The sequence below is a fragment of the Porphyromonas sp. COT-108 OH1349 genome (assembly GCF_000768755.1).
In the GTDB taxonomy this organism is placed as follows: domain Bacteria; phylum Bacteroidota; class Bacteroidia; order Bacteroidales; family Porphyromonadaceae; genus Porphyromonas_A; species Porphyromonas_A canoris.
Map to the genome: position 1 here is coordinate 61195 of NZ_JRAH01000003.1, position 25527 is coordinate 86721.

The window sequence follows — 25527 nt, forward strand, 5'->3', positions numbered from 1 at the left end:
TGCCCCAATTATAAGAAATTTGGATGTTCTCGAAAAAAAGAGTGTACCGCATCTTTCATCCTATTGTAATATGCTTCCTCCCCTCCAGAAAGAGGACATGATGGATGATACGAGTTCACTATAATGAGGCGATATTTTTCCGAAAAATAGATCCACTCATCATTCCCTTCACCAAAAGCCTTTATGTCTGGATACAGCTCTCTCAAGAGTTCCGTTCCATAAAGACGAGTGCAATCTAAGTAAATAGTAGCTCGCTTGTATATTTCTAATTGCTTCAAAAGCAACGGACGAAAATTTTGAATGTATTGGGCTAATGTTTGATTAGCAATTGAACTTTTCCCAGGAACTTTTTTGAGATTTATCCTTACCCAAGGCTCAGTTTCAAAACATTCTTGAGCGTCCTCTGTAGATGGGAATTCTGGCATTAGACCATTGTTGTTCATATTTAGTAATCCATATATCCAACGACGAAGATTACGATAAAACGCATACCGGACGGATGCAGTTGGCTCCTCAGTCCCGTTTTTGCGCCCCTGATCCTCTCTAATATCCCAAGCTACACTATCATTAAGGTCTTTGGTGAGAACTACTAAACCTCGTTTTCGATTGCAATAGCGTTCCCACTCGACTTCCTCGTTGCCAGGGTATCTTCCCCAGTAGCCGTTTTTATAGTAAAACTCTCCCAGATAATGTAAACCATCTGGAGACACTTCTTCGTCATTAGCCAAAAGCTTTTGATAGTCTTCGAAGATAAGTTCTTCTTGTGTATGTATAGTTTCCATTTGTTCTGAAAATAAAACATTTACAAATATACAATTTTTAGGGTCGAATCAGGAGTTTCTCAGCGACTTTCTTTTGCTTCTTTTCTTTTGGTCGCCTGCTCGTTTCAAAGACAAAGAAAAGAAGCCCCGAAGTGATTTGTTTAATCGCTTCGGGGCTTTTTGATTTATTCGTGTTCCGTTATTGGGAGTCCTTGTATCGGCTCTGTAAGGTTGCCACAAATAAGTGGCAAAAGTTTCGGGCTTCTTCTTCGGTGAGAAAGTAGTTCCCACACGCATACAAACTAATACCAGGGGCATCTTCTCGGGTAGGGTCTTCCCACTCATAGGTATCTGCACTGCGTGGAATGCCCGTGTCTACAAAGTAGTATAAACCTTTACTCCCTGCCCGATGTGAACATCTGTCTTGCATTAGGGTATTACGAAAAAGATAGATGCGTAATACGCGGCTTCCTCCTCAGTTGAGAAATAGTTGCCACTCTCGTTTCTCAGTTCATCAATGGTCTTAAAAGGAAGTCCTTCTTTTCCTCTATCCCACGTTCTTACTACTTACATATCTCGGTCTATATACCAATAGCCTTCGTCGGCTTTGGCTCTCCATCGTGGAGCGATGTCAAATGTCAAACTGCTCATATTGTATTCTTATTTAGGCTATTGCTTTCATTCTATCTCTAAACACTTGTTGGTTGGCATTAACCAAGTCAATGATGCGGTCGTGGTACTCTGTGTTCTTGTTCTGCAAGCCACGACACTGAATGACCTTTATCGTTTCAAGCGATACCTCAATGGTTTCTATTCGCTTGCCCTCAATGCTTGCCGATAGGATAAGGCTCTGCTCTTTGAGGTAGTACTCGTTGGTAAACACACAATGGTGTAAGGCTTTGCCTTCTTCCATATACTCCGCTACACTCTCTAAGACACGCACCTCAATCGTGCCGTCTGTAAAGGCGATGCCAAAGAATGGTGCTTTGAGGGCTTGAAAACGCTCCTCATTCTCTATGGCTTTTTGTCGTCTTTGGGCTTCGGCTTCCTTATCTCGCTGTGCCTGCAACTGCCTTAGTCTTGGGATAGAGGGGGCAATGAGCAATAAAGCGATAGGCTTCATTCTCGTTGCGAATAGTAGGCAAAGGTATTGGGTCGCTGTTGGTGCTTGCCTTGGCTTTCACTCGCTTCGGCTCTTGCAACTTGCGAAGCTCTTCAGCTTGGTACTGCTGTATCGCCTGCTTGCGTGCTTCGGCTTTCTCTTCTTCGGTGAGGACTATGGTGTGATTGACTACCACATTGCAGGCGACACGGCTACCCACTTCTAAATCGTCCTCATCATAGTAGTGTACCGCCATAGAGTAGATTTCATCGTCCTCCTCAAAGCCGTTGCAACCGCTCTGCTGTACCTGCTGTAAGATGTAGGTGATGGCAGTCCTCAATGTTCTTGTGGGGCTTTGCCAAGTTAGGAGCAAACAGAGGGTCTGTGGCTGCTCTCCCATTGAGATACTCGGCTATGGTGCGTGTGAATTGTGCTGTTCCGTTCATTGTTTTATCGCTTGACTAAGGCTGATTGATACGCAGGAGCGAGGGTGTTTGAATGCCCTTGCCCTCTAATTTCAAGAGCTAATTTTCAGGTTAATCAATCATAAGGTATAGCATTATCCGAATGCAAGGTATACGTCTTGTGAGCAAAACGTATACGTTTTGGGACAGTAGGGTTTGGGCTTCCCTCGGAAAGGGTATTTGGCGAAGCCACAAAACGAACCGCCTTGCCTTATTCTAAGCCTTACGAAGGCTTCCTCGTAAGTGCCTGCCTGCACATTAAAGTGTGTGCGTTCGGGGCAGGTAACCTTGCGGTCTTGATAGAATGCGTAATTTGCCATAGTCTTCTTAGTATTTAGGGATTTCTACTATTTGGTTGATGCGTCCCGAGAGGTACTTGCGTAGGCTGGTGCGGTCGGGTGCATAGTACTCAGCCCATTGTCCGTATTGATTGACCAAGTACTTTTTCAGCACATCCAAGAAGTCAAAGCGATAACCCATCACGGGTACGGCGGTGCGGAAATAGGTGTTGCTGTTCACGGCTTCGCATAGCCAATCCTTATCCTCACGGCTCATCCCTTCGCCACGATTGAGTTTCACACGCAAGAGGTAGGCTTTACTTGCACTCAGAGTCTCCAAGGGTTGTACCTCCCACTGCACGAACTTGGTCGCCACGGCACACTCGCATTCCTCAAGTCCTGAATTTATGCGGTAATGAGAGGAGGAGCTATATCCTTTTCTGTTCATCGGAGATGTTGTTTTTACGTTCTGCTTATCCATAGTGACATTTTTTTTGCGTCCAAAGATCGGAGTATGCTGATTCCTTTTTTCGAGCGAAACAGAGGTAGGGGGCGAGGAGCGACACAAAGTTTGGGCGGAAAATACTACCTGGAGCGAAGCCAAGCGAAACGCAAGTGTGGAGATTTTCCAGCCCAACCGTAGGCTTGACCTTGGGGCAGCCCAAGCCCCACACTACCTTTGCAAGGAAAAAGAAACAGCATCCATCTGCTACGCAATAAGTGGAACGGAGGATGAAGAAGCAGAAGTGCAACGCTAAAGAGTTGGAAACAAAAAAGGTGGCAAGCTCCGAAGAGCCCGCCACCCGTTAAGATGATTATCTCAGATTAGAAGATGTAAATCAGTATTGCCGCCAAGATGGCTAACCAGAAGAGATAGCCGAGAATGGTGAAAGTGATTTGCAGAATGGTCCTTACCACGAACCGCAGTACCAGGAAACCCACGAAGATGCCAATGACGGTTACGACTTGAGGAGTAACGAGCTTGGCGATGAAATAGACAGCTGCGACCACGACAGAGAGAAGGAGCGTCAGCTCGATGAACCGTCGCCAGTCGATGCTACGGACAGGCTTGGCTGTCTGTGGTTTATCGTTAGTAGACTTTGCCCGAATGAAGATGGGGCTGTGTACATCGTGATTCATAACTGAAGTATTCATATCTGGGAGCATTTTAGAGTTTCAAGAGCGAGCCCAAGATACTCCGACCTCCAAAGACAAGGGCTTGCGCCTTGGCGTGTGGGACGGAGTGTATATCTTGGCTCTTGATGCTCCAATGCTCCCGATAGGATTAAGTTACTTCGATGCTTCAGCCTTCTCCATCGTAGGCAAGTTGTTATTCTCAATAAGCTCGACAATCGTGCCTGTGAGTTCGGTGTAGAGAGCCTCGTACTCAGTGCTTCCGTCGAAGTCGTCTGTGAGGTCATACTTCGCGAAGACTGCTTGAATGAATTGATTGCCAAGTAGAATGGGAGCAAGTTTTTCTGGTAGTGGTTCGGGCAATTCTTCGCTGAACTCATTCTCTAAAATAGACACAAGGGTATTGTGCTTAGAGAAGTGTAATCCTTGGTAAAGGACTTCGCTCGACATCGCCTCAGCTTCGAGGTGGGAGAAGCCCTGCGATATGGCATCGCAGTAAGCGGTGAGTGTTGCATCGACACGAGCTGAAATAAAGGCTGTGTCTGTCATTAACTCGGAGTGATAATCATTGAGGTAAGTTTCCAACTTCAAACGGAAGTAAGAAAGCTCTTTCTTAGTCTGATTCATAATATCATTCTGATTTTAGATGAAACAAGTCTTTGTTAGATGCCCATGGCGGTATTGAATTTATCAAGTTTTTCGGCGAGTTGCTCCATATCATGCTCTATTTTTTTGTTAGTGATACGGGCATAGATTTGCGTGGTCTTTATGTTGGTATGCCCTAGCATCTTCGATACGCTTTCGATAGGTACACCTTTAGAGAGCGACATCGTTGCAAAGGTGTGGCGAGCTAAGTGGAAGGTCAGATTCTTCTTGATTCCACAGATGTCGGCAATCTCTTTGAGGTAGGCATTGGTCTTCTGGTTAGAGAGCATCGGGAAGAGTTTCCCCTCTCGATAAGTTTGGTCGCCATATTTGGCGATGATACTTTTAGGTATGTCCAGGAGGAGAACATTGGTCGAAACACTAGTCTTCTGACGCTGCGTCATAATCCACCGCTTGTCGCCTATAGTGACGATGTGGTCGGGTGTGAGGTTGGCCACATCAATATAAGCCAGCCCTGTGAAGCAGGAGAAGATAAAAATATCCCGAACGAGTTCGAGACGTTGTAGTCCGAGTTGCTTGTTCGCTATTTTGAGAATCTCCTCATCGGTCAAGAAACCTCGATTGACAGGTTCCAAGTGGAAGCGATGATTGAGGAAGGGATCATGATGAATAACACCCATCTTACCCCCAAGGATAACAATCGTCTTGAATGTTTTCATAGTCTTTGTCGCCGTGTTGGGATTTTGCCCAACAATGGTACGCAGATAGATGTCAAACTCACGAATGACCGTAAAGGTCAATTCTGATAGTTTGAGGTCGGAGCGTTTGTAGTTCTGCTGTAAGAACTCAGCAAAGCGACGCTTACATACATTATACTTCTGGAGTGTGGCAGGAGCGATAGATAGTCCGACTTGCTGTGCGATGTCTGCGTTGTGCTTATCGAAAAGTTGCATTATCGTGTCAATGTCAACTTTCTTCCCTAAGAATTCGGTTTTGATACGCTCCAAGCATAAGTCGTCGCTATCCTCCAGTTTGCGATAAATGTTTTGCAAGCCATTGCGGATATTGTCCAGCTCCAAGTTAATACTGAGGGCTTCGGTAGTACGTCCCTTTATTTTCTCGTTTACACAGTCCCACTGTGTTTTCACGACAGCGATGCCCGTAGATCCAAGGGATAGACGCTCGTTGTTGAGGTAAATTCTCAACATCACAGGAGTCTTGCCATCCTTGTTGACATAGTTGCTTCTAAGATAGAAGGCTGTTCTAAAAATAGACTTCATACACATCTGTTTTTAAGAGTTGTAGCCAAGGCGAGAAAAATTGTAGCCACGGTGACCATAAATTGTAGCCAAAACGTGAAAACTAAACCTCTGTAACCACGCTACAAAGTTCTACATAATACTTTGAATAACAGCAATGTATGAGTACTCTAAACGAACTCCCTACGTACTCTTGGCTACAATTTTCAATCGGCTCGAAAAAGTGTAGCCAGATTGTAGCCATTTGAGAGTATTTTGGGAGTATTTGCGACCTCTGTACGTACTCTGAGAAGATGTGTAGGTATAAAAGAAAAGTATCGTAACTCATTGAAGTTACGATACTTACTGATTTTGTTGGTGTTTTCTGAACTCTTGTTCAGAGTACCTCAAGCGGAGAGAGAGGTCGGTGAACCTTCCCCCTTATGTGCTTAAAAGTCAATGCTTTTGTTTTTCCAAACTTATAATCGGTAACGAAATAGGCACAAATTAAATAGCCTTATTTGTCCACCTTTGACCTATGCTCTTCTGCATATATCGTGGGTTCAAAGATACATATAAATTTCATATTTGCAAATTATTTAGTCCTCAATACTTTAGCGTTAGTGCAAGGTGCAAGCTTATCTATATAGATACTTGCACCTTGCACTAAAAAATGCAGAAAAATTTGTTTGTTTGAAATATTGTTCGTAGTTTTGCGAACAACAAATAAAGGAGATAGAATTGTGAAGATTAAGAATGACATTGAAGAACAGGAATTAATTGCCCGCTTTGCAAAAGCAATGGGACATCCTACCCGGATTGCGATACTACTGTTTTTGGCATCGCAAGAAAGTTGTTTCTTTGGGGATATTCACGATGAACTTCCGATAGCTAAAGCGACCGTATCACAGCACTTAAAAGAACTCAAAGATGCGGGCTTAATTCAGGGAGAAATCGAAACCCCGAAAGTGAGGTATTGTATCAATAAGGAGAACTGGGAAATAGCCCGAAAGTTATTTGCAGACCTTTTTAATGTATATGTAAAAGATGTATGCTGTTAATCAGCATATATTTTTTCCGACAGACGTTCGTTGTTTGGCGAACTACATTCATTTGGTATGTTCAGATAAATAAAGTGATATGAAAATTAGAAAAGTAAAATTAGAAGACGCCCGTAGGATTTGTGAAATATATAACTATTACATTGAGAATACGGCTGTAACATTTGAAACTGCTCCTGTTTCAGTAGAAGAAATGAAAGGACGTATCAGTGAGATTATTGATTCCGGATTTTCCTATTATGTCGGAGAAATCAATGGTAATATAGTAGGATACTATTACATCCACAAATGGAATGGCAGGTGTGCTTATTCATCTACAAAAGAGGTTACAATTTATTTAGATAAAGACCATACCGGAAAAGGATTTGGAACAGTGTTATACAACCATCTATTCCAAAACTTAGATAAAAAAAATATCCATGTGTTAATTGCTGGAATTTGTATTCCAAATGAAGGCAGTGTAAAGTTGCACGAGAAATTTGGATTCAAGCAAGCTTCACACATGAAAGAAATAGGATGGAAATTTAATCAATGGCAGGATGTCGGTCATTGGTTGCTTAACATAAATAATTGAAGCTATGAAAATACTTATTCTATGTACTGGTAACAGTTGTCGTAGCCAAATGGCACATGGGTTCTTGCATTCTTTTGACCCATCACTAAAAGTATATTCCGCAGGGACAAAAGCGAGTGGAAAATTAAATCCTCAAGCAGTGGAAGTTATGAAAGATGCCGGAATAGATATTTCACACCATACATCCGACAATGTAGATAAATACTTGAATGAAGAATGGGACTATGTTATTACGGTTTGCGGTGGTGCAAATGAAAGTTGTCCTACCTTTTCCGGTAATGTAAAGAATCGTTTGCACATAGGATTTGAAGACCCATCAGAAGCAACGGGTTCGCCTGAATTTATCCACTCTGAATTTATTCGGGTAAGGGACGAAATTAAAGAAGCATTTTATAAACTATATATCGAAAAAATAAAAAGCAATGAGTAAAAAGAAAATGAGTTTTTTAGATAAGAATCTCACTCTTTGGATATTTTTGGCTATGGCTATTGGCGTTGGGCTGGGTTACTTTTTCCCATCATTCAGCAGTACAATAGATTCATTATCCAGTGGAACTACAAACATCCCTTTAGCTATCGGTTTAATCTTAATGATGTACCCACCATTGGCAAAGGTCGATTACAAACAATTACCGAAGGTTTTCAAAAACGTAAAAATATTATCAGTCTCGTTAATCCTGAACTGGATTATCGGGCCAGTATTAATGTTTTTACTTGCCATCTTCTTCTTACACGATTACCCGGAATATATGGTAGGAGTAATTCTTATCGGATTAGCACGATGTATAGCGATGGTTCTTGTATGGAACGACTTAGCAGAAGGAAATACGGAATACGGTGCAGGATTAGTAGCCTTAAACAGTATCTTTCAAGTGTTCTTTTATAGCTTTTACGCTTGGTTGTTTGTTACAAAACTTCCTCCCCTATTCGGGTTTGAAGGGGCTATCGTTGATATTTCTATCGGTACGATTGCCGAAACGGTTGCTATCTACTTAGGTATTCCTTTCTTGATGGGAATATTAAGCCGATTTATATTGGTAAAATTAAAAGGAGAACAATGGTATAAAGAAAAGTTCATCCCTAAAATATCCCCTATAACTTTAATAGCACTGCTGTTTACTATCATCCTTATGTTCAGCCTGAAAGGTGAACTGATTGTGCAAATACCACTGGATGTAGTTCGCATAGCTATACCGTTACTTATCTACTTTGTGGTGATGTTCTTGCTTAGCTTCTTCGCAGGTAAGCTTATGGGGGCTTCTTATGATAAAAATGCTTCGATTGCCTTTACTGCAACCGGAAACAATTTTGAACTGGCTATCGCAGTGGCAATCGGTGTATTCGGATTACATAGCGGGCAAGCCTTCGCCGGAGTAGTCGGACCTTTGGTCGAAGTCCCGGTATTAATCCTGTTGGTAAACTTAGCATTTTGGCTTCGGAAGAAATATTATAAATAAACATAGTACAAACCAATAAAAAGAAAATGTATGAAGAAATGTATTTTAATCGGACTTTTTGCTGTATTGCTGGTTGCTTGTGGTGGTAATACACAAAAGAAAAACGGACAAGCTGCTGAATCTGAAACGGCAGCTAAAGAACAAGTTGCAGATGCTTCTGTGGTGAACGTGTATTATTTTCACGGAAAGCAACGCTGTAAAACCTGTGTGGCAGTTGAGAAAGTAACAAAAGAAACTATCGAAAAGGCTTTTGCTGATAACAAGAAAGTCCGTTTTGTAGAAATAAACACGGAAGATAAAGCAAATGCTAAACTGGTAGAGAAGTATGAGATTACTTGGAATGCCCTTATCATTGAAAAAGGCGATAATTATATCGACCTGACAAAAGAAGGTTTCGCCAATGCTGTCAATACTCCTGACGTGCTTACAGAACTGATTAAGAAAGAAGTAAACGCAAGGCTATAATACCTATGATGGAGTTTTTACAAAATCTTGTCGATGGGTCTAATTTCCCACTACTGACGGCATTCTTGCTCGGCTTAATGACTGCAATAAGTCCTTGTCCGTTGGCTACCAACATTACGGCTACGGCTTATTTAAGCAAGGATATTGCCGACAAAAGGCGGGTACTACTTAACGGGGTTTTCTATACTCTTGGCAGGATGTTTTCTTATACGGCTCTTGGAACTATCTTCTATTTCGGAGCAAGTCAGTTTCAGATAGCAAGGTTTCTTCAAAATATCGGTGGATTTTGGCTGGGGATAGCATTAGTTATAGTAGGAATCTTAATGCTCGATGTAATAAAATTCAAGTTTAATGGAATGAATAAACTTACATCAGGATTGGAAAATAAGCCAAATAAACGGAATTACTGGAATGCCTTTTTGATGGGAGTTGTGTTTGCTTTGGCTTTTTGTCCATATAGCGGAGTTCTTTACTTCGGGGTGCTTATACCTATGACGATAGCCAGCCCGTCAGGATTATTACTTCCTCCGGTATTTGCTATTGCCACCGGGTTACCTGTAATAATCATCGCCTGGTTATTGGCATATAGTATCGGGAATGTCGGAAAGTTCTACAATAATATGAAAACCTTTCAGGTATGGTTTAAGCGGATAGTAGCTGCCATCTTTATCATCGTAGGAGTTTATTATATCATTACAAATATTTAAAGAGAACGAAAATGGAAATTATAGTATTAGGCACTGGATGTGCAAATTGCAAAACCACGTATAACAGGGTTGCCAAAGTAATTGCCGACACGAACAGTAAAGCAACTTTGAAGAAAGAAGAAGATATACTGGAGATAGTGAAGTATAACATTATGTCGTTACCCGCTATCGTTGTGGATGGTGAAGTGAAAATAAAGGGCTATGTACCATCCGAAGAAGAGATAAAGAAATTAGTAACAGAATAAATAAAAATGATATGGTTGATTTAAAGTTAGATACCCGGAAAGCCGTAAAGATATACGACCCGGCATTGTGTTGTCCTACCGGACTATGTGGGGTAAATATAGACCCTGAATTAATGCGGATAGCAGTTGTTATCGAAAGCCTGAAAAAGAAAGGCGTTATCATCGAACGCTTTAATTTGCGTGACCATCCACAGGTTTATGTTGATAACAAGAAAATCAACGAATACCTGATGAAAGAATCGGCAGAAGTGCTTCCTATCACAACACTGGACGGTGAAGTCGTTCTGACAAAGCAATACCCCTCAAATAAGCAGATTGCAGAATGGTTAAATGTCCCCGAAGAGGACTTGACCGTTAAGAAATAACAGTAACAATAATCAGGTTTACAACAATTTATTCTATCTGTAAAAATAGGTAGAACAGGATGTTTACATCCCAGATTGTAACCATAAAACAGATATAGATATGAAAAAGTATAATCCGGCAAACGAAAAACTTACCCAGTATATATTCTTCACGGGTAAAGGTGGCGTTGGGAAAACATCCATCGCCTGTGCTACGGCAGTGAATCTCGCTGATAACAGTAATAAGGTACTTTTGATAAGTACCGACCCTGCATCCAATTTACAGGATGTATTTGATATGCCGTTAGACAATAAGGGAACAGCTATTAAAGAAGTTCCAAACCTTACAGTAGTCAATCTTGACCCGGAACAGGCAGCAGCCGAATACCGGGAATCAGTTATCGCCCCTTATCGCGGGAAATTACCCGAAAGCGTTATTACCAATATGGAAGAACAGCTTTCAGGTTCGTGTACCGTTGAAATTGCAGCTTTTAATGAGTTCTCCGACTTTATTACCAACGAAGAAAAGCGCAGGGGATTCGACTATATCATCTTTGATACTGCACCTACCGGACATACCCTGCGAATGCTTCAACTGCCATCGGCATGGAACACTTTTATTGCCGAAAATACAACCGGAGCATCTTGTTTAGGACAGCTTTCGGGACTGGAAGACCGTAAAGAAGTATATAAGAATGCTGTTGCTACCCTGACAGATAAAACCCAAACTACACTTTTCCTTGTCAGCAGACCGGAAGAAAGTCCTTTGAAAGAGGTCGAACGTTCATCTAATGAGCTGCTGGATTTAGGCATTGAAACACAGTATCTAATTATAAATGGAGTTTTAGAAAACTACGATGCAAACGACAGTATTTCCAAACAGATTTACGAACGCCAGCAAAATGCACTCAATAACCGTTCGTCAGCCTTGTTAAAACTGAATACATACATAGTTCCGCTTCGTTCTTATAATATGACAGGTATTGATAATATCCGTAATATGCTGAATGCAGATGTAACCATAAAGAACGATGTGGCGCATATTGAAAAAGATGATTTCAATACGATTGACAGCGTTATTGAAGACCTCTACCAATCGGGTAAGCGTGTAATTTTTACGATGGGTAAAGGTGGTGTCGGCAAAACTACTATTGCTGGGAATATTGCTCGTGGGTTGGCTAAAAAAGGCGTAAAAGTGCATTTGACTACAACTGACCCAGCCAATCACCTGTCCTTCATCGAAACGAAATTAGATGGTATTACAGTAAGTCATATAGACGAAAAAGCGGTGCTTGCCGCTTATCAGAAAAACGTATTGGATAAAGCAAGGGAAACAATGGGTGATGCCGATTTAAGCTATATCGAAGAAGACCTGCGTTCGCCCTGTACACAGGAAATCGCTGTTTTTAATTCCTTTGCCGAAATTGTTGCCAAAGCGGATAATGAAGTGGTAGTGATAGATACTGCCCCTACCGGACACACGTTGCTATTATTGGATTCAACTCAAAGTTATCATAAAGAAGTGGAACGGACACAGGGAAATATTACTCCTGCGGTTCAAAACCTGCTGCCTCGTTTACGGAATGAGAAGGAAACAGAGGTGGTTATTGTAACTCTGCCCGAAACAACGCCTGTATTTGAAGCACAAAGGCTGCAACAGGATTTACAACGTGCCGGAATTAAAAACAAATGGTGGGTAGTTAATTCCAGTCTGCTGCTTACTTCAACGAATAGTCCTTTCCTTAAAGCCAAAGCACTAAGCGAAGTACAATGGATTAATAAAGTAAAGGAAATTTCAGAGGGAAACTTTGCAGTTATAGAATGGAAAGAAAAGGTGTAATGCTACAAAACAGGAAGGAATAGGAATTTTCTTATTCTCTATGTAAGTTATCCTTTTTGAGATAAGAACCTGAAACTGTTTTTTAGCGGATTCAGGTTCTTACTGTTTTATCACAGATAAAAATATATGAAAATGAGAAAATAAATATATCATCAGGAATCAAAACGATAACTACGATGGGAGAAATAACAATAAAAGACTATTTCAGCAATCTATTACAGGAAGTGGATTCGGAAATTCAAACAATAGAATTAAACGAATCCGACTTTCTCCATGTGTGTAAAAAAGTAATTAATTACTTACAGGATATAATTTCTGATTTAAAGTCGTTCGTATTGAATTATAAATTTCAGGATAATTCAGAAGAAATATTGTTTTTCAAACACTTGAAACCTCAAATTAGCAGTAAATTAATCTATTACAATAGCATTTACAATATTGAGTTAAAACGTCCTACCGGAAGCGATGATGTTCAAACGCAATATTATGTATCAGAATTAGATTCTCTCACTACTTTTTTCAATCAAAATCTCACTTTTTATCAATACTACCGAACAAATGCCTGTTATCTTGACGATAAATACTTTCTTCGTGGAAAGCCGGATATACATTTGATTATAGATAATTCTTTTTTCGATTCAGACCCACAGTTCTCCACCAGTTATGATTTCAAGGTCGCAAAAATTTTAGCCAACGAGTTAATTAAAATTTACCTCACGAACAGGATAAAAGAACTAACAAATGAAGGTCTTCGGAAAAGGAATCAGGGTTCTTGTTGTCAAATGACTTGGACAGGCTCAAAACGTGGGCTTGTTGAACTGATTTACGCCTTTGATACTTGCGGTGCATTTGATAAGGGAAATACTGATATAAAAACAATAGCTGTGAATTTTGAAAAGATGTTCAATATAGATTTGGGGGACTTCTATCACATATACATGGAGATAAAGGGGCGTAAAATTAACAGAACAAGGTATTTAGATATTCTACAAAAGAATCTTCTTCGGCGGATGGAAGAAGAGGATTAATTACTGTCAATCCGATACGAGGTACTGGCAAGTTACCAAAGGCGAAGCTATCAATGTTTCGCCTTTTTTATTGAATAAAAATTTCACCACAGGTGGGTAAAGCTGTGGTTTTTATTTGATTTTATCCCTTCATCTTTGCAGCAAATCAATTAGTTACAATTATGGATGTCATAACGATAGAATCAAAAGCATTTAAGGAATTGGAAGCAAAGATTAACGCCATTGCAGATTATATCCTTAACAAACAGGAATCGGAAGATATAAACGAAGATGAAATATGGGTGGATAGTTACGAAGTCTGCACATTCTTAAAAATCAGCGACAAAACATTACAAAGGCTTCGGGTATCAGGCACAATCGCCTATTCCAATATTCGGGGTCGATATTTCTACAAAATCGGAGAAATAAAACGGATGTTGGAAGAACGACTGATTAAGAGCAATTCAGAATGTTTAAACGATTTAGTAACAAACCATAAGCTATATGTTAAGGAAAGAAGAAATCTTAGAAAGAACAAGTAACGGACTGAACGTTTTTAGATATTACATTGCTTGTCAATGGCGTGTAGGACGTAATTTCTTCAACCCATTATATAAAGACAATAAGGCTTCATGTAATATTTATTTTGACCGAAAAGCCGGAGTATATAAGCTGAAAGACTTTGGGAATGACGAGTATAGTGGGGATTGTTTCTATCTTGTAGGAAAACTGAAAGGTTTGAACTGTAACAATGCTAATGATTTTGTCGAGATATTGAAAACCATTAATCAGGATTTATCACTTGGATTATCAGAGAATACAGATACCTCTGTACCATATTGTCCGAAGGAATCTATACTTGTCATTCCTGAAAAGAAAGCTAAACCATATAGCTTTCAAGAACAGAAATTCACCCGGAATGAATTGGAATATTGGGAAACGTTCGGCATCACTTCTGAAATATTGGCACAGTACAAGGTCTGTTGCATTCGGGAGTTCAAAAGTGAAAATTCAGAGGGAAAACCATACTCCATAACTTCATCATTGGGAGAACCTATATTTGGTTATAAGAGCAAACGATATATCAAACTATACCGTCCATTTTCCAAAATGCGATTCTTATATGGTGGTGATATGGGGGAAAATTATAGCTTCGGATTGGAACAGTTACCAGCCAAAGGTGATACAGTATTTATCACTGGTGGTGAAAAAGATGTCCTTTCCCTCGCAGTGAAGGGATTTCATGCAATATGCTTTAACAGCGAAACCGTAAATATTCCAGCAACTATCATTCACAAACTGTCTTTCCGGTTCAAACATATCATCCTGCTTTATGATATGGATAAAACCGGGCTTGAGAGTTCTTCCAAACATGAAAAACAGTTAGCAGAATATGGTGTAAAACGTCTTCTATTACCGCTTTCAGGAACAAAAGAAGAGAAAGATATATCCGATTATTTCAGGCTTGGAAATAGCCGTGAATCGTTCCTGAAACTCTTCCTTGATTTTTTAGATACTCTATACAGCGATACTATGACTATGCTGAAATCGTGCGAAATAGATTTTAATAACCCTCCGGCAAAAGCACAGGAAATCATATCTGCCGGGGATGTACCACTGGGAACACAGGGAAATATCCTTTGCATCACAGGGGGTGAAGGTACAGGGAAAAGCAACTATGTTGCTGCGTTGGTTGCCGGGTCAATCAGACCAGAAAATATTTGTATTGATACATTGGGAATCAATGTACACGAAAACAGCCAAAATAAAGCTGTCCTATTGTATGATACAGAACAGTCCGAAGTACAACTGTTTAAGAATGTTTCTAACCTATTAAAGCGGGCAAAACAACCGGAAAAGCCGGAAGAGTTGAAAGCCTTCTGTCTGACCGGGATGTCCCGTAAAGAACGTTTACAGGCTATTGTTCAAAGTATGGATAAGTTTCATTATCAATATGGCGGTATCCAGTTAGTTGTCATAGATGGTATTGCAGATTTGGTACATTCCGCCAATGATGAAGCCGAAAGTTTGCGCGTTGTCGATGAACTCTACCGATTGGCTGGAATATATCAAACCTGTATTGTTTGTGTATTGCACTATGTTCCGAACGGATTAAAGCTTCGTGGACACTTGGGGTCGGAACTGCAACGAAAATCGGCAGCCATTCTCTCCATCGAGCTGGATAATGAACCGACTGTATCAGTAGTGAAAGCCTTGAAGGTACGGGAAGGCAGTCCGTTGGATGTTCCATTAATGCTTTTTTCTTGGGATAAGGAAACCGGGATGCACCTATATCGTGGTGAAAAGCCCCGTGAAGAAAAAGAGAAGCGGAAAGAAAAAGAACTGGTAAGCGTAGCCCGTGAAGTGTTCGACCAGCAAACATTTATCACTTATATAGACCTGTGCGAACAGATACAGCAGATTATGGATGTAAAGGAACGCACAGCGAAAAGTTATATACGCTTTATGCGGGAGAAGGAAATTATTATTAAAGACCCTTCAAATCAGAGTTATTTTATTAAAGGTCATTTTTAATCGGTTATTGTTATGAATATAGATAGGGAAACATTCATCGCTTGGATGGAACGTATAATGGACAGGTTCGATATGACCGAAAAGAAAATCGACCGATTGGCAACCCAGCGTAATTGTTTGGATGGTGAACAGCTTTTGGATAATCAGGATTTGATGTTTCTTTTAAAAGTTAGCCTTCGCACACTCCAACGTTATCGAAAAAAAGGTATCCTTCCGTATATAAAACTGGATGATGGTCGATGCTATTATAAAGCTACCGATGTACATAAATTGATTCGGGAGAAACTGTAAAAAATAATAGCTTATATCACCGACTTTCAGTATCTTTGCAGAAGAAAATTTGAGATAAAAAGCTGAAAGTTAATCTTTCAGAATTTATATATAACATAACGTTCGCAGAACGTCTCGATACGAAAACTGGCAATTTTCAAAAGAATAGGGACTACTGTGCAATGTCTATGCTATCGTTGTATAGCGTGGGCTTGCCTGTCTTCTATTCTTAGGTATGCCAGTACCTCGTATCGGAGCAGTGTGAGTTCCACGCTTCTTTTTGATGGGCTGGCGAACAGTTTTATAACTGTTTAATACCTATTGACATGGGAATCTTAAAAGCGCAAGTAGCTATATCTCTTGATGGGTTTATCGCCCGTAAAGATGGTGAAATAGACTGGATTACAAAAGAAGTAAAAGAATCTATCAGCAAAGTATATAGTTCCGCAGAAACGCTGATTTCCGGCACAAATACCTATAATTTTATTTTTGAACGGTGGGGTGGTTGGCCATACAAAAGTAAAAAGACTTTTGTTGTCGCAAATACCCCAATAAATACGATTCAGGAAGAATATTTATCTTTCATAACCGACAATCCTTTCGATGTTATTCAAGGATTGAAAAAAGAAAGGGAATCCGATTTGGTAGTTATTGGGGGCGGTAAACTTATCACATCTTTAATCAATACCGAACTGCTGGATGAATTGACAATTTACACTATTCCTATCATGCTGGGAGAAGGAATACCTTTTATTGGAAGGACTATTGGTTCAGAATGGGTAATTTTAGGGAATCAATTAATTAGCAACAATGTAATGAGTATTATATATCGGCACAAAAAGTAAGGCTGTTTCATTTTTCATACTCAATTTGCACATGAGAAAGTTCTGCCGGAATTGATTCAATCAGATTTTCAACACTTTCTTGAGGCATATTCTTTCCTATGATTATTTTAGTAATCGCTTCAGGTGGTAATTTTATAGTTCTATCTTGTATAGTTAAGGGGTCGGGTCTAAATATATGTGTCCTATATTCTTCTTCAAAACTCCATTTAGAAAGTTTTGCGAAAATTTGATAGTTATGTTGTTCTTCAAATGAATGCCATGGACGAGGTAATATAATAGGCAGTTCGTCATAATATGATACAGCACCACCGCCACCTAAATATGGGAACATTATCAATGGATTAAAGCCTATCACAAAACCATTATGGTTATTTGCATACTTCTCCCACATAGCTTTATTTGTTGGATTGGCGGTTAAGCTCAAAACTCCAAATCGTTCATCATACTCTTTGAAATCTTGCTCAACTCTCTCTTTTACATACTTTTTATCATTCATAGGAGTTTTCTTACTCCATTCTCTTGCATAAGCCCGATGTTGCTGTCTTGTTCGCTCTGGATATTTTTCTTTTGAATCCATTAAAAAATAGCTATAAATATCTTCATCTGTAAGTAAATCATAGCGAATTAAGTTCTTACAGTCTAATGGGTCTTCAAAAGAAGTGGGAGCAGCAAAAAAAACTTCTTGCTTAGTTATTATTGTTTTATGAAAAGGATTGTCCCAAACACGGTATTTATAGACTGTTTCGGGAAGTTCCATTTCTTCAAATGTTTTCTCTGATACTATTATCTTTTTTGTTTCCATAAAATTATTTTATGAAAAGCACCCGATGTCCCCACCGGGTGCTAACCACAAAAATCCTCAATTATGATAGCATAAAATCTATTCATAATGGAATTTTCTGTGGTAAAGATACGGAATTTCAGATTATTTCCTTGATTTCCCTTTCTTTTCAGGGAAAACGAATACCACATTGAACTGGTCGTCAAAAGCCAGTGAAGCATCAAAGGGCTTTCCGGCTTTACTCTTAAAACCTTTTATCACTCCTGTTTTCTTCGCTGTTACCAGTTCCGTAACCTGCTTATCCGTTAATTGCTTATCGCTTTTGTTTCGGAAGATAACCAGCCCACAATCAGTATTATCACACTTTGCTACTTTCGGATACAGCAGGATCCGACCTGTCCCGCATTTCGGGCAGGTTAAATCCTGCTGCGTTGATAAGGTGAGCTGCACCCCTAAAAGTTCGCTGGTTATCTGTGAAGCATGAACTTCTGTACTTTTATGGAAGGTGTCGGGATTCATTTCCCCGCTTTCAATCTTGGATAATGCGTTTTCCCACATACCAGTCATTTCCACATCAGCGATTTTCTTGTCCCGGACTATATCGTAAACCGCCAGTCCTTTTTCGGTCGGTACAAGGGCTTTCTTCTCCCTGACAATATACTGGCGGGTAAAGAGAGTTTCAATAATCGCTGCCCGTGTTGCTGGCGTACCGATACCGGAATCCTTCATACTGGCTTTCAGTTCGGCATCTTCCAGTTCCTTTCCTGCATTTTCCATAGCCGATAGCAACGAACTTTCCGTATGTAACGGTTTGGGCTTGGTCTGCTTTTCCAGCAACTCAATATCGGAGAGAGGTAAATTCTCTTCTTCTTTTAGTGCTGGCAAAACGGTATTTTCTTCGCCTTCTTCTTGGGTGTTGAAAACAGCCCGCCATCCGGCAGACTTTATTACTGTTCCTTTCACTGCAAAAATACTCTCGCCACTGGTGAGAGAAATTGAAGTAACTTCCTTGACGCACTTTTCCGAAAAAGCTTCCAGCATCCTTCCTGCAACCAGTTCATATATTGCCTGTTCATCCGCCTGTAAACTGCCGGGCTTATTTTCGGTAATAATCAGGGCATGGTGGTCGGTAACTTTCTTATCGTCCACCGAACGCCGATTCAGATTGCTACCATTCATTGATTTTGCGTAGCCGACAAATCGGTCGTAAGTTTCCAGCAGGGAAATACGTTCCGGTATTTCTTCGAAAACGTCTTGTGATATATAACGGCTTCCGGTACGGGGGTATGAAATCAGCTTGCCTTCATACAGTTTTTGTGCAATGGACAGCGTTTTATTTGCTGAAAAATTAAGTTTCGTATTGGCTTCCTTTTGCAATGTGGTAAGGTCGTACAAGAGTGGTGGTTCTTGTATCACTTCCTTACATTCTACCGATTTAACCTGCACCTGACCGCTATCCTTTATTATTTGCAGCTTGTCGATGGCAGGTTGCTGATTATCGAATTTTTCTTCTGAAAGGGCTGAAAAATCGATATTGTCTTTCCCTGTTTGTAATTTCAGTTGCCAATACTTCTGTGGAACGAAGTTCTTATTCTCAAGGTAACGGGAACATATCATCGCCAACGTGGGTGTCTGTACCCGTCCCAAAGAATATGTCCCTCTTCCGGCAGCTATACTTAATGCTTGGGAAGCATTAATGCCGATAAGCCAGTCTGCTTCGCTTCTTGCCTTTGCCGACCGGAAAAGGTTGTCGTACATTGTTCCGTCCTTGAGATTCTGTAATCCGTCCCGGATGGCTTTATCCGTCAGGCTGCTAATCCATAAGCGAACGAAAGGTTTCCGGCACTCAAGATATTGGTAGATATACCTAAATATCAGTTCACCTTCTCTTCCGGCATCAGTCGCAACGATAATCTTATCGCATTGGTCGAATACTTCTTTAATAATCTTGAGTTGCTTAACCGTCCCAGTATCGGGCTTATATCCTTTGTCGGTTTTTACCTGACGGGGAATAAGCTGGAACAACTGCGGTAGTATGGGTAAATTTTCCCGCCTGAAGTTTTCGATTCCGTAGGCATCAGGCATGGCAAGTCCTACCAAATGACCGAACGCCCAGGTAACGATATATCCGTTACCTGAAATGTTCCCGTCATTCTTTTGTGTTGCTCCCAGTATGGTGGCTATATCCCTTGCCACACTGGGTTTTTCTGCTATTACTGCTATCATTATATAATTGGATTTTTGTGGTTAATAATTATTTCATTTTGCGACCTTGCGACTTTTTAGGTTTGTCGGGCTTCTGTTCTTCTTTCTTTTCTTCCCGCTTTTTCTTCTGTTCCCCAGTAGGTGTAGCTTGTCCGGGCTTCAAAGGTTCTTTCGTATGCTTGGTCGCTTCGTTCGTTTTGCCTTCGGAATTGACGGCTACCTGTGTTTTGTATTCGTTAGTAGGGGTTATTTCTTTGGCTTTCTCTTTCGCTTTATCAGGATTGAATTTGTAAAAATCCAGCTTTCCTTTTTCATGGTTTACCTTTACATAGGCGTTATATTCCTGACCTTCTTTATCTTTCAACCCTTTTACATAGATGGTTTTATCCGCCCGCAAATCAGCCTGCTGTTTGTCGGATAATTCCACTCCTGCAAGGGATTTGGGAATACGCACCCCTTCGGGCTGGTCGTTCCTCTGCTGTTGTCCCTGTTGCTGGGTCTGCTTTTGCTCTTTCTCGGGAAAGATAAATTCAAGGCTGCGTTTTTCCGCATTGACCTGAACGAAGGCAGAAAACGGTTTATTCTTGGCGGAAATCATATTTTCAAGGAATACCGCTTTACCTTCCATCAGGGCAGCTTTCTGTTTTTCATCCAGCTTAACACCTTTTATTTCATCAGGGAGTTTGAGGGACGAAGCCTTCATGGATACCAGTTCATTGGTCTGTTTGTCGATACTGATAAAAGAAGGTACAAGTTCGCCTGTCCGATAGTTCTTTACATCAACAATTCTACCCATGTTTCCGGTTTCCTGGAGATTCTTTTTGTCTTCATCGGTAAACTGGTGTCCAAAGAACGGACGGTCAAGTTCCGGTTCTTTGCGGATACCATGAATTGCCAAAACCACATTTCCTTCACTGTCCGGACGGAACGAAAGACGGGCATCCGTTTTCATTACCATTGAGCCGAAGTTGGCTTCAATCGGAAAAGTGGAAGGCGACTTATACCCCCGCAGCATAGGTTCTAAAGCCTTTGACTTTTCAAGCTGCTCTTTGGTGATACCCAGATTTTTCAGGTCGTCCCAGTTGATTTTGTTAGGGTCGATGAAATACTTATTCGTATCGGGCTTCTGTTCCTGTGTTGTGGATTCTTTCGGATTTTCCACTTTCAGGTCTTTAGGCTCGATACGGATTTTATCAAGCATTTCATCGGCAGCAGGTGTTGGGTTCTTGATATTCTCCTGAATGATTTTGACTGTCCGTTCGGTGTCTTCGGGGGCTACTTTGAAGAAACTGAAACGGGTCGGGTCTTTTAGCTGGCTGAAAAAGTTCTTCAAAAAATTTTCAAGAGCGTTACCCTGCTTATCCACTTTCAGGAAATCGTTGTTATGTTCCTGCTTTGGCGGAACAGTTTGCAGTTCCCCGTTTTCATCAATACCTTTTACGGCATTAATCGTTTTCTTTTCCTTGTCAAAGACAAGAAGAATGTCCATCATCTGTTCATCAGAGCCGGACTTGTTGTTTGAATTTACATCCATAACTTTAATTTTTAATGGTTAATAAAAAACTTATCGAATTAAAAGTACGGATGAAATAGAGTATATATTAGGATGTGGCGTTAGGTGTCGTAGGTTGGCTTTATTTGTCGTAAATATCAGTCCCTAAATAGAATAAGAATAGTATCTTTGTCATTATAAAATAAACCAGTATGGATGAACTGAATATTAAGATAGAATCTGAATTGTTCTCAATAAATGGGGTTGAGATACGAAATAGCATTACAGAAAATAAACTTATAAAAACAATCGGTACTCCTGATAGAGAAGTCAATTATAGGCAAGGCTATTTACTATATAATGGTACTTATATTTATGATAGATATGGAATGACCATAGAATTTTTTCATGGGAAGGGTTCTTATATGGGGTTAATATTAACTCCAAAGCCATCGTTTGTTCATCCTGAAAGCACACCTTATAGTATTTTTAAAGGTTCTCTTATTATTAATGGAGTAGAAATACCTCGTGTGGAAAAGAATAAAGAAAGTCTATCAAAAGATTATATAAAGAAACTTTATCAAACATTCAAGGTGTTAGATGGTGGAAATCTACAATCAACGAGAGCGGATTGGCATTATTGTGTTGTAAATAATGTAAGGATTGGATTTCAGTTTGACTATCAAAAAACAAATGGACTCGAAGCAATATTCATATCATTTGAAACTCGCAAAAAGAAAACTACAAAAAATAAATTATGAGTTATACACCTGAATATTTTTGGAAAAACTTTCGGCTTGGAACGGAGTTACAGGTTTCCGGGTCATTTATTTATAATGCACTCTATTTTTTTGACCAAATGGAGTGTTTCAATAATGAAGAAGAGATATTTGAGTTTTTATACAATCTATCTGTTGGTGTAGAAAGGTTAGAGAAAATAGCTATCATACTATTAGAACATGATACTTCAACAAATCAAGAAGATTTTGAAAAAACTCTTATAACCCATAGTCATTCTGACTTGATTGATAGAATCAAGAAAAAGAAGAACTTGAATTTGAGTAAATGCCATAATAAGCTGATTCAGTTGTTATCCAATTTTTACAAATCAATGCGATATGGCAGGTTTAATCTTTCTTCTGTTTATCAACCAAATCAAGATGCTTTAAAATTCATAGAATTTGTTCAGAGTGAACTAAATATTGAGATAAAAACCGATATGATATTGGCAACGGCTAATGATGATAGAATTAAAAAAATTATTGGAAAAACAGTTGGTCGCATTGTTAGTCAATTATATTCGATAGTGAAAGATGAAGCCCAAAGGTTAGGAATGTACACATATGAACTCCGATATGGGTCTAAACCTTATAAAATATTTATGTGTGAAGAATTTACATTTCAAAAAGAAAATTCATTAAAAAAGGAAATTATAGTTAGTCTTATAAATGCGGATGAAGATGATGAATTTATCAAGTTCGTAAAACAAATAGAACCTCTTCCTTTCGATGATGTACCACACGAGTATGTGAAATATTTAATTAATCCTCAAAGTAATCTTTCTTTAACAGAAGAATTAGAAAGTATATATGAAGATAATTTCGATAAAGAAAGAATGTCTATGGTGGAAATTATTGGCAATAGTAATGTTTCTTTTGGGGAAGAAGACGATAACGAGGATTTATTTTAACATATTAAGCATTAATAATTCAATCATATAAATGGCAAATCTCACATTCAGCGAAAAACAATTAATCGAATCCGTTTTTGGTATGAGTTCGGGATATCTTCTTGATTTCTCAAATAGAGAGTTTGAGGAATTTATGAAGGACGTAGTACAATACAATATATATACGAAATATCCGGGGTTATCAAAGGCGAAAATGTTTCGGGAATTTCTCAAAGACGAAACAGAGCCTTATGTTGGGAAGTCTATCGTTATGCTCTTAAACCATATGAAAGACAATGGTATGATTACCGAAGATATAAAAGACAAAGCAGATAGATTGTATGAATTTGGAACGAAGTTATTAGGAAAGAATCAGGCTCAATCTAAATCGAAGCAACAAAATCCTGTCCCTGAAAATAAATTAGATATTGATTTTGATAGCTTAAATGCTACACTGCTGGCAATAGAAAGCATATCCAGTCCTCAAGCTAAAGGTTATGCTTTTGAAAAATACCTTAACAGCTTATTCAAAGCTTTTAATTTAGACCCACACGCTTCGTATCGTACCGAGTACGACCAAATAGATGGCAGTTTTGTTCTTGAGGGAAATACAGTATTGATTGAAGCAAAATACCGAACAAATGCAATACCCAAAGATGATTTAATCCTATTCTCACGAAAAATTGAAACTAAATCTCACTTTCCGAAAGGTCTTTTCATTACTTATTCACCTGTGGATTCCAAAGCAATAGATTTCTTTACAGATAGAAGTGCGAGAATTATAGTTCTAACCGTAGAAGAGTTATTTATTATGTGTGAAAACAAATATTCTTTACCGGAACTATTAAAGGCAAAATTCAGAACACTTGACGAAAAGGGAATAATATACAGGCATATAATGACAATCATGTAATTTTAAGCACCTGTAAAAAACAGGTGCTATCCCTTGTTAGCTGGCTGTAATCCTGAAAACCCAAACAGACTGCCACTTTATTAGAACGGGCGGTAGCTATCAGATTATCTAACCCCCTAAAGTAAATCGTGGGCAATTCGTCAATTATAACCGAACTTTTAAGCTGTCCCTTCTTGTTAATCAACTTCACTATACGGCTGTTGTACAGTCCCAAAGCGGCGGAATAAATATTCTGCCTATCGGGATTGTTACCCACACAAAGTATCTTTGGTTCGTCTGGGTTGTTTATATCCAGTGTAAAATCATCACCTGTCATTACCCAGTATAATGCCGGGCTTATCATTCTCGATAGCGGTATCTTAGCCGATGCGATTTGCCCCTGTAACTGGTCTTGGGCTTGAGATTCCCACGCATCCATGAAGGGGCTTAAATAATTCTCAAGTTCCGGGTAGGAAGTCAGGATAACAAATGTGTCTGCATACTTCCGATTCAGGAACTCGATGGCGTGCGGGAACGTGCAATACTTTCCATCCTTATATATCTTGAGAAACCAAATAATCGCAGCCAGTAGGATAATCGGAGATTCCACAAAGAAGTCGCCTTGCTTCTGAATCCAGCTTCGGTTCAGGTTCAGCATAATGGTGTATGCCGATTCATAAGCATCCGATATATCTGTCATAAAAGCCGGATTGATAGGGTTACATCGGTGGCTTCGGCGTGGGTCGTCAAAATTTATCACATAGAATGTGGGCTTTACCTTATAAGCATCCGAATGGTTCATCAGATGATTGTAAGCGATTTCCGATAAATCCGGGAACTTATAATCATAACAGTAAAGTGCAAAACCCTTCTCTATCTGCTGTTTAATGTAATTATTCACCACTGCATAGGATTTACCACTACCGGGAGTTCCCAGTACAATGGTAGCCCGGAACGGGTTCACCACGTTTATCCATCCTTTGTGCTGCTTTTTCTTATACCAAAAACGAGATGGAAGATTCACCGAATATTCATTCTCCATCAGGCGGGTTTCCTGCATGAAGCTTTCGTTCTCCAAATTGAAAACATCGTCCATCATATTATTTTTGAGTAGCCGGGACATCCAGACCCCAGCAACCAGTAAACATAAATATCCGCCAGCCATTGACAGGATATAAAAGGTAGCGTTCGCCGAAAGTGGTAATGGCAAATACAGCATCCACCAGTTCAGGAAAAACAGGATAAAACCAATAGCAAGGAAAACGTAAATCTTTGTCCATGTTACCTTTTCTTCCTTCACTCCTTTTGTTCCCAAACAACTCAAAGCAAGGAATATCACTGCAAATACTTTCGTTATCAGGATATGACTGAACAGCCCTGCGGTTCGCTGGAAGTTTAATAATATCTTATCGAGTACACCGATATTGATACCCCAGTTTACTATCGACTGGTAACAAAACCAGTAGATGTTGATTACCACAAATAAAATACTGATTGCCCGCATAAAGTCCATGACTTTGGCAAGTCCTCTTAAATCATCTTCATTTTGCATAAT

28 protein-coding genes and 3 pseudogenes are annotated in these 25527 nt (G+C 39.7%); 18 read left to right on the forward strand and 13 right to left on the reverse strand.

Going from position 1 to position 25527, the window contains the following annotated elements; translation table 11 throughout:
- Nucleotides 1-8: 8 nt before the first annotated feature.
- From JT26_RS00420 to JT26_RS00440, 6 genes and pseudogenes are all read right to left on the reverse strand, one after another.
- Nucleotides 9-782, reverse strand: a complete 774-nt coding sequence (locus JT26_RS00420; protein WP_036844608.1) for a hypothetical protein — start codon at nt 780-782, stop codon at nt 9-11.
- Nucleotides 783-960: 178 nt separating this feature from the next.
- On the reverse strand, nt 961-1191 hold the full coding sequence (locus JT26_RS10750; RefSeq protein WP_160217616.1) for a hypothetical protein: 231 nt from the start codon (nt 1189-1191) through the stop codon (nt 961-963).
- Nucleotides 1192-1425: 234 nt separating this feature from the next.
- Nucleotides 1426-1830, reverse strand: a pseudogene (locus JT26_RS00430) (PcfJ domain-containing protein); the annotation flags it as partial.
- Between the two features lie 64 nt (nt 1831-1894).
- Nucleotides 1895-2309, reverse strand: a pseudogene (locus JT26_RS00435) (PcfK-like family protein); the annotation flags it as partial.
- A 113-nt stretch (nt 2310-2422) separates the two neighbouring features.
- A complete protein-coding gene (locus tag JT26_RS10565; protein ID WP_152566951.1) occupies nt 2423-2647 on the reverse strand; it encodes a hypothetical protein in 225 nt (74 codons plus the stop codon).
- Nucleotides 2648-2654: 7 nt separating this feature from the next.
- On the reverse strand, nt 2655-3086 hold the full coding sequence (locus JT26_RS00440; RefSeq protein WP_036844617.1) for a hypothetical protein: 432 nt from the start codon (nt 3084-3086) through the stop codon (nt 2655-2657).
- Nucleotides 3087-3222: 136 nt separating this feature from the next.
- Here JT26_RS00440 and JT26_RS10755 point away from each other — a divergent pair, with 136 nt between their 5' ends.
- Nucleotides 3223-3363, forward strand: a complete 141-nt coding sequence (locus JT26_RS10755; protein ID WP_160217617.1) for a hypothetical protein — start codon at nt 3223-3225, stop codon at nt 3361-3363.
- Between the two features lie 67 nt (nt 3364-3430).
- Here the strand turns inward: JT26_RS10755 and JT26_RS00445 are convergent, their stop codons facing one another.
- The 3 genes from JT26_RS00445 to JT26_RS00455 form a co-directional block, all read right to left on the reverse strand.
- Nucleotides 3431-3760, reverse strand: coding sequence for a hypothetical protein (locus tag JT26_RS00445; RefSeq protein ID WP_036844620.1), 330 nt, complete (start codon nt 3758-3760; stop codon nt 3431-3433).
- Nucleotides 3761-3895: 135 nt separating this feature from the next.
- Nucleotides 3896-4366 (reverse strand): DUF1896 domain-containing protein, encoded by a 471-nt coding sequence (locus JT26_RS00450; RefSeq protein ID WP_036844623.1) that lies wholly within the window; start codon nt 4364-4366, stop codon nt 3896-3898.
- Nucleotides 4367-4401: 35 nt separating this feature from the next.
- Nucleotides 4402-5625, reverse strand: coding sequence for a site-specific integrase (locus JT26_RS00455; protein ID WP_036844626.1), 1224 nt, complete (start codon nt 5623-5625; stop codon nt 4402-4404).
- Between the two features lie 701 nt (nt 5626-6326).
- On the opposite strand from JT26_RS00455, the gene JT26_RS00460 reads away from it, so the two are divergent.
- The 14 genes from JT26_RS00460 (at nt 6327) to JT26_RS00525 (ending at nt 16933) form a co-directional block, all read left to right on the forward strand.
- Nucleotides 6327-6644: a helix-turn-helix transcriptional regulator gene (locus JT26_RS00460; RefSeq protein ID WP_034542507.1), complete on the forward strand. Its 318-nt coding sequence runs from the start codon at nt 6327-6329 to the stop codon at nt 6642-6644.
- 79 nt (nt 6645-6723) lie between these two features.
- Nucleotides 6724-7218 carry a GNAT family N-acetyltransferase gene (locus tag JT26_RS00465; protein WP_025836647.1) on the forward strand — a complete coding sequence of 165 codons (495 nt, stop codon included), beginning with the start codon at nt 6724-6726 and terminating at the stop codon, nt 7216-7218.
- A gap of 4 nt (nt 7219-7222) precedes the next feature.
- Nucleotides 7223-7648, forward strand: coding sequence for an arsenate reductase ArsC (locus tag JT26_RS00470; RefSeq protein ID WP_025836648.1), 426 nt, complete (start codon nt 7223-7225; stop codon nt 7646-7648).
- A complete protein-coding gene (arsB, locus tag JT26_RS00475) occupies nt 7641-8675 on the forward strand; it encodes an ACR3 family arsenite efflux transporter (RefSeq protein WP_034542509.1) in 1035 nt (344 codons plus the stop codon). Before JT26_RS00470 ends, arsB begins: the two co-directional genes overlap by 8 nt.
- A 30-nt stretch (nt 8676-8705) precedes the next feature.
- The gene (locus tag JT26_RS00480) at nt 8706-9140 is read left to right on the forward strand and encodes a nitrophenyl compound nitroreductase subunit ArsF family protein (RefSeq protein WP_025836651.1); all 435 of its coding nucleotides are present in this window, start codon (nt 8706-8708) and stop codon (nt 9138-9140) included.
- Nucleotides 9141-9148: 8 nt separating this feature from the next.
- Nucleotides 9149-9847: an aromatic aminobenezylarsenical efflux permease ArsG family transporter gene (locus JT26_RS00485; protein WP_025836653.1), complete on the forward strand. Its 699-nt coding sequence runs from the start codon at nt 9149-9151 to the stop codon at nt 9845-9847.
- An 11-nt stretch (nt 9848-9858) separates the two neighbouring features.
- A complete protein-coding gene (locus JT26_RS00490; protein ID WP_025003744.1) occupies nt 9859-10092 on the forward strand; it encodes a thioredoxin family protein in 234 nt (77 codons plus the stop codon).
- Nucleotides 10093-10103: 11 nt separating this feature from the next.
- Nucleotides 10104-10457 carry an arsenite efflux transporter metallochaperone ArsD gene (gene arsD, locus JT26_RS00495; RefSeq protein WP_025003743.1) on the forward strand — a complete coding sequence of 118 codons (354 nt, stop codon included), beginning with the start codon at nt 10104-10106 and terminating at the stop codon, nt 10455-10457.
- Nucleotides 10458-10557: 100 nt separating this feature from the next.
- Entirely contained in the window at nt 10558-12276 is a 1719-nt protein-coding gene (arsA, locus tag JT26_RS00500) for an arsenical pump-driving ATPase (protein WP_036844643.1), read from the forward strand.
- Between the two features lie 176 nt (nt 12277-12452).
- A complete protein-coding gene (locus tag JT26_RS00505) occupies nt 12453-13304 on the forward strand; it encodes an RteC domain-containing protein (protein ID WP_041993577.1) in 852 nt (283 codons plus the stop codon).
- A gap of 161 nt (nt 13305-13465) precedes the next feature.
- The gene (locus JT26_RS00510; RefSeq protein ID WP_025003740.1) at nt 13466-13825 is read left to right on the forward strand and encodes a helix-turn-helix domain-containing protein; all 360 of its coding nucleotides are present in this window, start codon (nt 13466-13468) and stop codon (nt 13823-13825) included.
- Entirely contained in the window at nt 13788-15818 is a 2031-nt protein-coding gene (locus tag JT26_RS00515) for a bifunctional DNA primase/helicase (RefSeq protein ID WP_036844646.1), read from the forward strand. Before JT26_RS00510 ends, JT26_RS00515 begins: the two co-directional genes overlap by 38 nt.
- Nucleotides 15819-15830: 12 nt before the next feature.
- Nucleotides 15831-16109 (forward strand): helix-turn-helix domain-containing protein, encoded by a 279-nt coding sequence (locus JT26_RS00520; RefSeq protein ID WP_025003738.1) that lies wholly within the window; start codon nt 15831-15833, stop codon nt 16107-16109.
- Nucleotides 16110-16414: 305 nt separating this feature from the next.
- Nucleotides 16415-16933 (forward strand): dihydrofolate reductase family protein, encoded by a 519-nt coding sequence (locus JT26_RS00525; RefSeq protein ID WP_025836661.1) that lies wholly within the window; start codon nt 16415-16417, stop codon nt 16931-16933.
- Nucleotides 16934-16940: 7 nt separating this feature from the next.
- On the opposite strand, the gene JT26_RS00530 is transcribed toward JT26_RS00525, so the two are convergent.
- The 3 genes from JT26_RS00530 to JT26_RS00540 all read right to left on the reverse strand — a co-directional run bounded on the left by JT26_RS00530 (nt 16941) and on the right by JT26_RS00540 (nt 21453).
- Nucleotides 16941-17735, reverse strand: coding sequence for a DUF2971 domain-containing protein (locus JT26_RS00530; RefSeq protein ID WP_025836662.1), 795 nt, complete (start codon nt 17733-17735; stop codon nt 16941-16943).
- A gap of 123 nt (nt 17736-17858) precedes the next feature.
- Complete coding sequence (locus JT26_RS00535) at nt 17859-19940, reverse strand: type IA DNA topoisomerase (RefSeq protein WP_036844649.1); 2082 nt, start codon at nt 19938-19940, stop codon at nt 17859-17861.
- 28 nt (nt 19941-19968) lie between these two features.
- Nucleotides 19969-21453 carry a DUF3945 domain-containing protein gene (locus JT26_RS00540; RefSeq protein WP_036844651.1) on the reverse strand — a complete coding sequence of 495 codons (1485 nt, stop codon included), beginning with the start codon at nt 21451-21453 and terminating at the stop codon, nt 19969-19971.
- Nucleotides 21454-21623: 170 nt separating this feature from the next.
- Between JT26_RS00540 and JT26_RS00545 the strand changes: the two genes are divergently transcribed.
- Genes JT26_RS00545 through JT26_RS10035 form a run of 3 tightly spaced genes read left to right on the forward strand, consistent with a single transcriptional unit; the run spans nt 21624 to nt 23993 of the window.
- Entirely contained in the window at nt 21624-22172 is a 549-nt protein-coding gene (locus JT26_RS00545; protein WP_036844654.1) for a hypothetical protein, read from the forward strand.
- Nucleotides 22169-23101, forward strand: coding sequence for a hypothetical protein (locus JT26_RS00550; RefSeq protein WP_036844656.1), 933 nt, complete (start codon nt 22169-22171; stop codon nt 23099-23101). Before JT26_RS00545 ends, JT26_RS00550 begins: the two co-directional genes overlap by 4 nt.
- A 31-nt stretch (nt 23102-23132) precedes the next feature.
- Nucleotides 23133-23993, forward strand: coding sequence for a restriction endonuclease (locus tag JT26_RS10035; RefSeq protein WP_052110260.1), 861 nt, complete (start codon nt 23133-23135; stop codon nt 23991-23993).
- 28 nt (nt 23994-24021) lie between these two features.
- On the opposite strand, the pseudogene JT26_RS00555 reads toward JT26_RS10035, so the two are convergent.
- Nucleotides 24022-25524 (reverse strand): annotated as a pseudogene (locus JT26_RS00555) (YWFCY domain-containing protein); the annotation flags it as partial.
- Nucleotides 25525-25527: the final 3 nt, after the last annotated feature.

Excerpts from the sequence above, each read along its gene's own strand:
- JT26_RS00420 (WP_036844608.1), bottom strand. The coding sequence starts at position 782 with ATGGAAACTATACATACACAAGAAGAACTTATCTTCGAAGACTATCAA.
- JT26_RS10750 (WP_160217616.1), bottom strand. The coding sequence starts at position 1,191 with ATGCAAGACAGATGTTCACATCGGGCAGGGAGTAAAGGTTTATACTAC.
- JT26_RS10565 (WP_152566951.1), bottom strand. The coding sequence starts at position 2,647 with ATGGCAAATTACGCATTCTATCAAGACCGCAAGGTTACCTGCCCCGAA.
- JT26_RS00440 (WP_036844617.1), bottom strand. The coding sequence starts at position 3,086 with ATGGATAAGCAGAACGTAAAAACAACATCTCCGATGAACAGAAAAGGA.
- JT26_RS00445 (WP_036844620.1), bottom strand. The coding sequence starts at position 3,760 with ATGAATACTTCAGTTATGAATCACGATGTACACAGCCCCATCTTCATT.
- JT26_RS00450 (WP_036844623.1), bottom strand. The coding sequence starts at position 4,366 with ATGAATCAGACTAAGAAAGAGCTTTCTTACTTCCGTTTGAAGTTGGAA.
- JT26_RS00455 (WP_036844626.1), bottom strand. The coding sequence starts at position 5,625 with ATGAAGTCTATTTTTAGAACAGCCTTCTATCTTAGAAGCAACTATGTC.
- JT26_RS00465 (WP_025836647.1), top strand. The coding sequence starts at position 6,724 with ATGAAAATTAGAAAAGTAAAATTAGAAGACGCCCGTAGGATTTGTGAA.
- JT26_RS00470 (WP_025836648.1), top strand. The coding sequence starts at position 7,223 with ATGAAAATACTTATTCTATGTACTGGTAACAGTTGTCGTAGCCAAATG.
- arsB (WP_034542509.1), top strand. The coding sequence starts at position 7,641 with ATGAGTAAAAAGAAAATGAGTTTTTTAGATAAGAATCTCACTCTTTGG.
- JT26_RS00480 (WP_025836651.1), top strand. The coding sequence starts at position 8,706 with ATGAAGAAATGTATTTTAATCGGACTTTTTGCTGTATTGCTGGTTGCT.
- JT26_RS00485 (WP_025836653.1), top strand. The coding sequence starts at position 9,149 with ATGGAGTTTTTACAAAATCTTGTCGATGGGTCTAATTTCCCACTACTG.
- JT26_RS00490 (WP_025003744.1), top strand. The coding sequence starts at position 9,859 with ATGGAAATTATAGTATTAGGCACTGGATGTGCAAATTGCAAAACCACG.
- arsD (WP_025003743.1), top strand. The coding sequence starts at position 10,104 with ATGGTTGATTTAAAGTTAGATACCCGGAAAGCCGTAAAGATATACGAC.
- arsA (WP_036844643.1), top strand. The coding sequence starts at position 10,558 with ATGAAAAAGTATAATCCGGCAAACGAAAAACTTACCCAGTATATATTC.
- JT26_RS00505 (WP_041993577.1), top strand. The coding sequence starts at position 12,453 with ATGGGAGAAATAACAATAAAAGACTATTTCAGCAATCTATTACAGGAA.
- JT26_RS00510 (WP_025003740.1), top strand. The coding sequence starts at position 13,466 with ATGGATGTCATAACGATAGAATCAAAAGCATTTAAGGAATTGGAAGCA.
- JT26_RS00515 (WP_036844646.1), top strand. The coding sequence starts at position 13,788 with ATGTTAAGGAAAGAAGAAATCTTAGAAAGAACAAGTAACGGACTGAAC.
- JT26_RS00520 (WP_025003738.1), top strand. The coding sequence starts at position 15,831 with ATGAATATAGATAGGGAAACATTCATCGCTTGGATGGAACGTATAATG.
- JT26_RS00525 (WP_025836661.1), top strand. The coding sequence starts at position 16,415 with ATGGGAATCTTAAAAGCGCAAGTAGCTATATCTCTTGATGGGTTTATC.
- JT26_RS00530 (WP_025836662.1), bottom strand. The coding sequence starts at position 17,735 with ATGGAAACAAAAAAGATAATAGTATCAGAGAAAACATTTGAAGAAATG.
- JT26_RS00535 (WP_036844649.1), bottom strand. The coding sequence starts at position 19,940 with ATGATAGCAGTAATAGCAGAAAAACCCAGTGTGGCAAGGGATATAGCC.
- JT26_RS00540 (WP_036844651.1), bottom strand. The coding sequence starts at position 21,453 with ATGGATGTAAATTCAAACAACAAGTCCGGCTCTGATGAACAGATGATG.
- JT26_RS00545 (WP_036844654.1), top strand. The coding sequence starts at position 21,624 with ATGGATGAACTGAATATTAAGATAGAATCTGAATTGTTCTCAATAAAT.
- JT26_RS00550 (WP_036844656.1), top strand. The coding sequence starts at position 22,169 with ATGAGTTATACACCTGAATATTTTTGGAAAAACTTTCGGCTTGGAACG.
- JT26_RS10035 (WP_052110260.1), top strand. The coding sequence starts at position 23,133 with ATGGCAAATCTCACATTCAGCGAAAAACAATTAATCGAATCCGTTTTT.